This window comes from Variovorax sp. AC103 (assembly GCF_979254005.1).
In genome coordinates this window covers 207,273-215,043 of record NZ_CEEDFC010000012.1, presented here as the reverse complement: position 1 = coordinate 215,043, position 7,771 = coordinate 207,273, and the positions used below count along the sequence as shown (strand labels likewise).

The following is a 7,771-nucleotide window of genomic DNA, read 5'->3' as shown; positions in this document are numbered from 1 at the left end:
GGTTAGGGTTATCACGTGGGTCAGATTTAGATGGAAATCACCGGGCCAAGTGGGTCACTTCTGGATGGAAATCAACAGATCTCTTCCGTGTCGTTCCGAAGTTGCGTCTCTTCCTCATCCGCGGGCGTGCGCACAAGAAGGACGACAGGGCGATAGCCGCCTCGCTGCGCCTCCACGCGAAGTTCAAATCGGAAGCCGCGGTACTCCAGGGAGTGGCCGTCGGAGCTGGCTCTGTCGTCGTTTGTCATGGGTGTGCTTCGCGAGATGCGCAAAGCGTGCGCTACCGTGGGCGAGACGGGAAGCAGGCACGCGGGGGCTGAGTCTGAAGGACGGGGCCCCGTGCGAGCCCGAGCTTGGGGAGTGGTCGAAGTCGCGCGCCCCCGAGTCGCGGCAGGGAGGCGCGAGGTCGAGCACTTGTCCGATGGAAGCACGCGGGCCGAAGTGTAGCTTGGGCGCAGAACCCATTCGAACCCGCAAACGAAAGGACCGCACTATGACAGACCCACAGCACGCAGGCCCCCGTCCGCCCTTCGACACACCGGAGCAGTCGCCGCCCGGCTTGGAGTCGAAGATGGAGCCCAAGCCGGACTTCGGCGAGACCTCTTATATCGGGAGCGGCAAACTCAAGGGAAAAGCAGCACTGATCACAGGCGGAGACAGCGGCATCGGCCGCGCCGTGGCACTTGCCTTCGCGCGGGAAGGCGCAGACGTGCTGATCTCGTACTTGGCGCAGGAAGAATCCGATGCACAGGCCTGCAAGGAACTGATCGAGCGCGAAGGCCGGGTGTGCGTCGCGGTGCCGGGCGACATTTGCGAGGAGGCGCATTGCAGGAAGCTGGTCGACACCGCCGTGCAGCGCTTCGGCAAGCTCGACATCCTCGTGAACAACGCGGCGTTTCAGATGAGCCACAAGGACCTGGGAGAGATCAGCGCCGAAGAGTTCGACCGCACCTTCCGCACCAACGTCTACGCCAACTTCTTTCTCTGTAAAGCGGCCGTGGCGCACATGAAGCCGGGCAGCGCGATCATCAGCACCGCCTCGGTCAACGCCGACAAGCCGAACGCCACGCTCGTCGCGTACGCGGCGACGAAGGGTGCTATCCAGAACATGTCGGGCGGCATGGCGCAGCTGCTGGCCGACAAGGGCATCCGCGTGAACTGCGTGGCGCCAGGCCCCTTCTGGACGCCGCTGATTCCTTCGACCATGCCGCCGGACAAGGTGAAGGAGTTCGGCACGCAGACGCCCATGAAGCGCCCGGGCCAGCCCGCCGAGCTGCAGGCGGTGTACGTGCTGCTGGCGTCCGACCAGGCGAGCTACATCTCCGGCGCCACCATTCCGGTGACGGGCGGCGTGCCATTCATCTGAGGCGGCGGCGATGTTCGCGCATGTGCAGATCGGCGCAAGCGACCTGACCCGGATGTGCGCGTTCTACGACCGCGTGCTGATTCGGTTCGGCCTCCAGCGGACGGTGCCGCTGGAGGCGGCCGGGCCCGCGGGCATCGTCTGGCGGGAGCCGGGGCGGCGCTGGCCGCAGTTCGTCATTGGCGCGCCCGTCGATGGCGGCGAGGCCACAGTAGGCAACGGCACCCAGGTGAGCTTCTTGGCAGTCTCGCGCGTGGTGGTCGACGACGCTTGGCAGGCCGCGATGGAAAACGGAGGTGTGGACCAGGGCCGACCCGGCTTGCGACTGCGCTATGCGTCGGACTTCTATGCCGCGTACTGCCTCGACCCGGAAGGGCACAAGCTCTGCTTCGTACACACGGTTGCTATGCTTGGCTGAGAGCACAGGCGGCCTCGATTGATCGTTATCGGGCTGCATTCATTCGCCGATTTTCGACGATCTCTTCGAGCACTTCTTCAAGGCTCGACCAGGTCGGAAACAAGATGGCGTCGTCCGAAGAACTCCAGCGGCCGCCGGCGGAAATCAGTTGCGCGGCGAGTTCCCCGTTAGCTCCCACGAGGGCAGATTGCGACCACCCAATTCTTGGCAAGGTTTCTCGCACTTCGCAGCCCAGTCGAGTCGCCAGTTTTTGGGCGCGCAGTCCGCTCCGACCTGCAGGAGAAAGCATGACAGTCCTCCAATTTCTCAGCTTCAGGTGCTGTGTTCGCTAGCTACACGAGCCTCCCATTCCTCGATGAACTGGTCGGCGCGAAACTGCAAGCGGGCTTGGGCTGCCTCTCGGCTGCCTTGAAGTGCAAGAACGAAGACACAACGAGTCTCTCTGCCTTGCCGCAACTCTGCCTTCCCCGAGACCGCACCGTCGAAGTTCTGCGTCAGCACGACATCGCAGTGCCAGCCGACAGGAAGATCGAAGTCGAGACAATGAAGAGACATAGCAAAATGATAGGCTTTCTAGCGAGTCGCCGCCAGGTTTCCATGGCTCACATGGTTTTTTGACGCTTGGCCAAAAGACTCATTTCTGTCTGGACGGAGAGCGCGCGTGTCGCACTTGGAGGTACTTGTCGCCCACCACTGCGCGGGCCCGATGGTAGAAGTACGAGCTACGTGCAATACCCAACTGTGCAAGGAGCTCTGGCAGGCCGTAATGCTCCTTGATTGCGTCAATCAGCAGTGTCTTCTCCCGGTTGGACAGGAGCTGCAGATCGACGCCCAGGCCTTTTTTTAACAGTTCATTGGCCTTATTCAAGAGGTCCTGCTCAAGGCGCAGTTGCCTGACTTCGCGGCGCAACGCATCAACTTCGCGATCGAGCTCGTCGCGCTCTTGAGCCCGCGGGGACTGATTGGTGTGTTTCATGGATGCGGGTGCCTCACGTCCCAGAAGCTGGTTCTTCCAGTTGCAGCAGATTCGCGTTGACGCCTTGGGCCATTGCCACTGCCGCCATCGACATGCCCGGCTGCATGCAGCTGGCCACAGCGTTCGCCTTGAATTCGTCGCTGTGAATGCGACGTCGCCGACGTGTGCCGGCTTGCTGATCGGGGATAGTGCTCAGGTGTCCACCAAGAGTTGTTGATGGGGACTAGGCTCCTATGCTCCGAGCAGGCTTTCAAGATGGTTGGACAGGACGCTCACAGAGATGTGGCATTGGCTCCCGCGCAACTCGTCTGGCCATTCGTGGGCAGCGCTTGAAGCCCAATCTATTCGTCGCCTTGCCAATTGGTTGCCGGTTCTTCCGATGGTCAGCCCATGGATCGAAGGTCTGGAACGAAAGAGTGCTCTCGCGCCCTAGGAATTTCTCAGTGCGAGCGGCTCTTGAGCCGGCAAGGTCGTCCTACACCTTGTTCAAGCAGCAATGGCCGAGCCGAGTGGGAGGCGAACGCTGAACTCGGTGCCGTGTCCCTTTCCGTCGCAACGGACATCGACGAACCCGCCATGGGCGTGAACAAGATCCCTCACCAGCGAAAGCCCAACCCCGAAGCCGCCCTCCGACTGCTGAGGATTTTCTTGGGTGAACAGCTCGAAGATCACCGGAAGCAGGGAGGGATCGATGCCAACGCCGGTGTCCTCTACCTTTATCACCGCGTGATCGATCTCCACGGTGAAGCGAAGCCAGATCTTTCCGCCCGCGGGCGTGTACTTGATGGCGTTGTGGAGGAGGTTGAACACGATTTGGTGCAGCCGCTGACGGTCAGCCAGGAGGGGGACAGGCGCAGCGGGAACCAGGACGGACAGGGTTTGCTGCTTCTTCGCAGCGTCCGCAACCACAACGTTTGCAATATCCACGATCTCCGCGCCCAGGTCGAACGTGGTCTTGGTCAGGCTCAACTTTCCCGCCCCGAAGCGGACGACTTCCGCCAGATCGTCCATCATCCGATCGACCAAAATGACTTGCCGGTTGATTACGTCGACAGGCTTTGCCAGGTCATTGATCACCAGCCCCTTCTTGTCCATGATTTCGGCGGCAATGCGTGCCGGCCCCAGGGCGTTGCGAACTTCATGCACCAGGCGCCCAAAGAATGCGTCGCGTCCTTGAATGGTCTCGTGAGCGCGTCGAAGCCGGTTCTCCGTGGTCTCGATCTGCGCCCGCAGATTGGTTCGATCTGCCATGACCTTCACAAAGCCAACGTGCTGACCCTGGTCTCGCAGGGCGACCATGCTGCCCGTCACCCAAATGCGCGCGCCGTCCTTGCGCACATGCCAGCGGTCGTCTTCCGAGCGATGCGCAGAAACCGCGACTTGGCGTTCCAACTGAGGCAACCCCAGTTCGCGGTCCTCCTCAACGAAGAGCACGTCGATGAGTTGCCCCACGATCTCGCTCTCGGCATAGCCGAAGAGCGCCGCCGCGGCGCCTTGCCAAGACGTGATCACGCCTTCCGCATCGAGCAAAACGAAGGCGATGTCGGGCGACTGCTGCCAGAGCAGGGCCGCTGCTCTTGCCGGGTCGATTCCCTTAGCAGAAACAGCTGATCCCGTGGGGTCCGTTGGACGAGGGGCCTCGTTGTTGTATGCCGTCATACGCCTATCCTAGGCGGATCACAGGCCCGCGGCGAGCGATGCCCAGCTTCGGCGGCCATTCTCTGGCCACGGTTTCCTCGCCATGGGCGCAGGAAAACTGGTCAAGCGGCGAGGCGGTGCTCGTAGTACGGGCGCGCGCGGTCATCGAGGATTGCGTATTGGGCGTCCAGATTGCCTTTGTCCGGCCTTAACCAAGCGTCGATGTTCTCAAGCTTGAGTGGTATGGGGCAACGATCATGGCCGGCCGCCGCAATCTCTGGCGGCGGCTCATCCATGATGACGGCGAACGACAGCAGGTCTGGCTGTCCCGGCGCAGTCCACTTGGACCACAGGCACGCCAGCCACATGTCCTGCTCCGGCCTTGGCCTGAACTCAAGGACGGTGTCCTTGCCTTCAAGATCGACATGCTCATAAAAGGCATTGATCACCATGACACCGTGCGACACGCCAAATTGGCCCCGCCAAAACCCTTCGAGGTTGTCGCGCCGGGCGTTGTACGTACCCGGGTAGAGGAAATCGAATTTCTCGGGCTTGCCCGCTGACCTGCACTGGTAGCGCATCGGCTTGATCACCCGATGCCCGTCTTCCCAGATCATCACTGGCGCATAGACGCCCGGAAATATCCGCGCATCGCGTGGTTCTGGTTCGGCTCGCCTCAAGTCGGCCAGCTTGCCAAGTCCCCATTCCACCTTGGTTGTGGCGATGCGCACATCCTCGGACGCTTTCTTCGTCGTCTTGACTAGCAGCTTGCGCTGGCCATCGGCCAGGCGCTTGCGCTGAGCGAAAAGGTCTTGCTCGAGCTTGGTGGCTTGCTGGGTGTTGAATGCATCGATGAGGTGTTTGATGCCCCGCTCGTCCTCGTTCTCGGGGCTCATGAACGCGGCATCCATCGCCTTGGGATCTTGGTCTTCGGATTCGACTGGCGCTCGTAGTACAGCGCTGCGAAAGCGTCCAGCGTCAGCACGCCCCCGAACATCCGGAAGAACTGCTTGTAGTCGGCACGAATCTGGGCTGAGTAGCACATGCGTCACCTCCTGCGAATTCGCCCAGCGGGATTGCTGAGTTCGTTCATCTGGCCCGTACCGAGCGGCAAGAGGCCAACCAAATTTGTAAACCTTCTTGCTCAAGCTGCACGGCGCAGAGATACTGTACATCCATACAGTAATAGGAGCCTCGATGGCCATCTCCCTGTTGTGGGCTGATGGCGAAAACACGCCCCCAGTCCCACAGTCTTTCACGCCTTCCGGTGTGGCGCAACGCTGGCCCGTCGGGCTCCCGCACGCCGTGGAAGCGGCAATCTGGCGGGGTGATGCGCTCGGCTCGCCGGTCACGTCCACGCTCGGCACCGGCTTCGAGGCGCTGGACGCTGAGTTGCCTGGCAATGGCTGGCCGTGCCAGTCGTTGACGGAGGTCCTGCAGGTCCAGCCCTCTGTACTTGAATGGCGCTTGCTTGCCCCCGCGATGCGTGTCGTGGTCGCCCAGGGCAAGCAGATCGTCGTCGTCGGCCCGCCGAAGGCCCCGCATCTGCCCGGCCTGCGCCATCTCGGCCTGGATGAACGCCAGCTGGTGTGGGTCAACGCGGACAAGCCGGTGGAGCGCCTGTGGGCCACCGAGCAGCTCATCAAGGCCAACGCTGCGGGCATGCTGGTGAGCTGGCTGCCCCAGGCCCGCCAGGAACAGATCCGCCGCTTGCAGGTCTGCGCCCAGAGCTGCGACGGCCCGGTCATCCTGTGCCGGCCGGAGTCGGCCGCGCATGAAGCGTCGGCTGCGCCGCTGCGCCTGCAGGCCCGCCTGGGCGTCGACTGGGAACTGCACGTTCACCTGCTCAAGCGCAAGGGACCGCCGCATGAGGGCGAACTGCGCTTGCCCTCTATCCCTGGCGGGCTGGAAACGGTCCTGACGCCGCGCCTTCGCTACCCGAGCCGCCTGATCGCGGCCCGCCAGTGCAGGGAGCTCTCCCATGCTGTGGGCAGCCCTTCTTCCCGACAGCCTTCCGGACGACCCGCAGCGGCGCACTGAGGCGCTCGACGGGCTCGCGACGTGGTGTCTTCAGTTCACACCCCGCGTCGCTGTCCTCGAAGCGCTTTTGCAATGCCCGGCGGTCGTCATGGAGATGGAGCAGAGCTTGCGCCTGTTCGGCGGCAAGCGCCGTCTGGTCGAACGCGTGCGCGAGGAATCCAGGGACCTCGGCGTGCGGCAGTTGAGCTGGGCGCCGACGAGCCTGGCCGCGCTGGCCGTGGCCCGGGCTGGGCTGTCCAACGGCTTTGCCAAACCGCTCGCCCAGCTCCTCGACGCGCTGCCGCTTGAGACGCTGACGCAGGTAGCCACGCACCAGGCGACGCTGGCCCGGCTGGGCTGCCGAACCTTGGGCCAGGTGCGCGCGCTGCCGCGGGGTGGCCTGAGTCGGCGGTTTGACTCTCAGCTGCTGGCGACGCTCGACCAAGTCTATGGTCTGCGTCCCGAGACCTACCCCTGGGCGCAGCTGCCCGAGACCTTCCACGCGAAGCTGGAGCTCATGGCGCGGGTCGAGCACGCCCCCGCAATACTGTTCGGTGCGCGCCGTTTGGTGCTCCAGATGGCCGGCTGGCTCATGGCACGGCGCTCGGGCGTCACCGCCTTCACGCTACGCTGGTGCCATGACGCGATGCGCTCGAAGTCTGCGGGCGATGGCGGCGAACTTACCGTGCGCACTGCCCAAGCAACCCGTGACACGGAGCACCTGATTCGGCTGCTGGCCGAGCACCTCGACAAGGTCGAGCTGCTGGCGCCGGTCGGCGACCTAGAACTGCTGGCCACCGAGGTGCAATCGCTGGAGGAAAAGAGCTTCTCCATGCTGCCTGAGGCACGGCAGTCGGGAGAAAGTTTGGCGCTCGTGCTCGAGCGCATCGCGGCTCGTCTCGGGCCGGACCGGGTGCTGCGCCCCGTGATCCTCGAAGACCACCGAATGGAATGGATGTGCCGCTGGCGGCCTGCACCGGAGCCGGCACCGCGCGCAAGGAGCTGCATGGTCGAAGTGCCGCAGCCCACCTTCATCCTGGCGAAGCCGCTGCGCCTGGCGACACAGAACAACCGGCCGCTCTACCAAGGCGTGCTGCAGTTGCTCGCGGGCCCGCACCGGGTCGAAGGCGGCTGGTGGGATCGGACCACGCAAAGCGAAGAAGGAGAGCGGGTAGGCGAAGGAAAAGGAAAAGGGGAGGGCGCGCCTGCACCCGCGTCACCCGAGACCACTCGACACAGCGCCCGCGACTACTGGGTGGCCGTGAGTGAACACGCGGGCGTGCTGTGGATCTTCCAGATGCGCTTGGCAAAGGAAGGGACGGCGTGGTTCCTGCACGGCACCTTCGCCTGAGTGATC

7 protein-coding genes and 2 pseudogenes are annotated in these 7,771 nt (G+C 63.4%); 4 read left to right on the top strand and 5 right to left on the bottom strand.

Annotated elements, in window-relative coordinates:
* Positions 1–71 precede the first annotated feature (71 nt).
* Positions 72–248, bottom strand: coding sequence for a hypothetical protein (locus AC0IYU_RS19200; protein WP_472120121.1), 177 nt, complete (start codon positions 246–248; stop codon positions 72–74).
* A 245-nt stretch (positions 249–493) separates the two neighbouring features.
* On the opposite strand from AC0IYU_RS19200, the gene AC0IYU_RS19195 reads away from it, so the two are divergent.
* A complete protein-coding gene (locus AC0IYU_RS19195; RefSeq protein WP_472120120.1) occupies positions 494–1,366 on the top strand; it encodes a glucose 1-dehydrogenase in 873 nt (290 codons plus the stop codon).
* A 10-nt stretch (positions 1,367–1,376) separates the two neighbouring features.
* Entirely contained in the window at positions 1,377–1,781 is a 405-nt protein-coding gene (locus AC0IYU_RS19190; RefSeq protein WP_472120118.1) for a VOC family protein, read from the top strand.
* Between the two features lie 25 nt (positions 1,782–1,806).
* Here the strand turns inward: AC0IYU_RS19190 and AC0IYU_RS19185 are convergent, their stop codons facing one another.
* The 4 genes and pseudogenes from AC0IYU_RS19185 to AC0IYU_RS19170 all read right to left on the bottom strand — a co-directional run bounded on the left by AC0IYU_RS19185 (position 1,807) and on the right by AC0IYU_RS19170 (position 5,440).
* Positions 1,807–2,070 (bottom strand): hypothetical protein, encoded by a 264-nt coding sequence (locus AC0IYU_RS19185; RefSeq protein ID WP_472120116.1) that lies wholly within the window; start codon positions 2,068–2,070, stop codon positions 1,807–1,809.
* A gap of 375 nt (positions 2,071–2,445) precedes the next feature.
* Positions 2,446–2,893: pseudogene (locus tag AC0IYU_RS19180) on the bottom strand (transposase); the annotation flags it as partial.
* Between the two features lie 350 nt (positions 2,894–3,243).
* A complete protein-coding gene (locus AC0IYU_RS19175) occupies positions 3,244–4,416 on the bottom strand; it encodes a PAS domain-containing sensor histidine kinase (protein WP_472120114.1) in 1,173 nt (390 codons plus the stop codon).
* A 101-nt stretch (positions 4,417–4,517) separates the two neighbouring features.
* A pseudogene (locus tag AC0IYU_RS19170) lies at positions 4,518–5,440 on the bottom strand (SOS response-associated peptidase family protein).
* A gap of 152 nt (positions 5,441–5,592) precedes the next feature.
* Here AC0IYU_RS19170 and imuA point away from each other — a divergent pair.
* Complete coding sequence (gene imuA / locus AC0IYU_RS19165) at positions 5,593–6,435, top strand: translesion DNA synthesis-associated protein ImuA (RefSeq protein ID WP_472120112.1); 843 nt, start codon at positions 5,593–5,595, stop codon at positions 6,433–6,435.
* Positions 6,377–7,765 carry a Y-family DNA polymerase gene (locus AC0IYU_RS19160; protein ID WP_472120110.1) on the top strand — a complete coding sequence of 463 codons (1,389 nt, stop codon included), beginning with the start codon at positions 6,377–6,379 and terminating at the stop codon, positions 7,763–7,765. Before imuA ends, AC0IYU_RS19160 begins: the two co-directional genes overlap by 59 nt.
* Positions 7,766–7,771 lie beyond the last annotated feature (6 nt).

Bases quoted from the DNA above. Each gene is read 5' to 3' on its own strand.
- AC0IYU_RS19175 (WP_472120114.1), bottom strand. From the start codon at position 4,416: ATGACGGCATACAACAACGAGGCCCCTCGTCCAACGGACCCCACGGGA.
- imuA (WP_472120112.1), top strand. From the start codon at position 5,593: ATGGCCATCTCCCTGTTGTGGGCTGATGGCGAAAACACGCCCCCAGTC.
- AC0IYU_RS19185 (WP_472120116.1), bottom strand. From the start codon at position 2,070: ATGCTTTCTCCTGCAGGTCGGAGCGGACTGCGCGCCCAAAAACTGGCG.
- AC0IYU_RS19195 (WP_472120120.1), top strand. From the start codon at position 494: ATGACAGACCCACAGCACGCAGGCCCCCGTCCGCCCTTCGACACACCG.
- AC0IYU_RS19190 (WP_472120118.1), top strand. From the start codon at position 1,377: ATGTTCGCGCATGTGCAGATCGGCGCAAGCGACCTGACCCGGATGTGC.
- AC0IYU_RS19160 (WP_472120110.1), top strand. From the start codon at position 6,377: ATGCTGTGGGCAGCCCTTCTTCCCGACAGCCTTCCGGACGACCCGCAG.
- AC0IYU_RS19200 (WP_472120121.1), bottom strand. From the start codon at position 248: ATGACAAACGACGACAGAGCCAGCTCCGACGGCCACTCCCTGGAGTAC.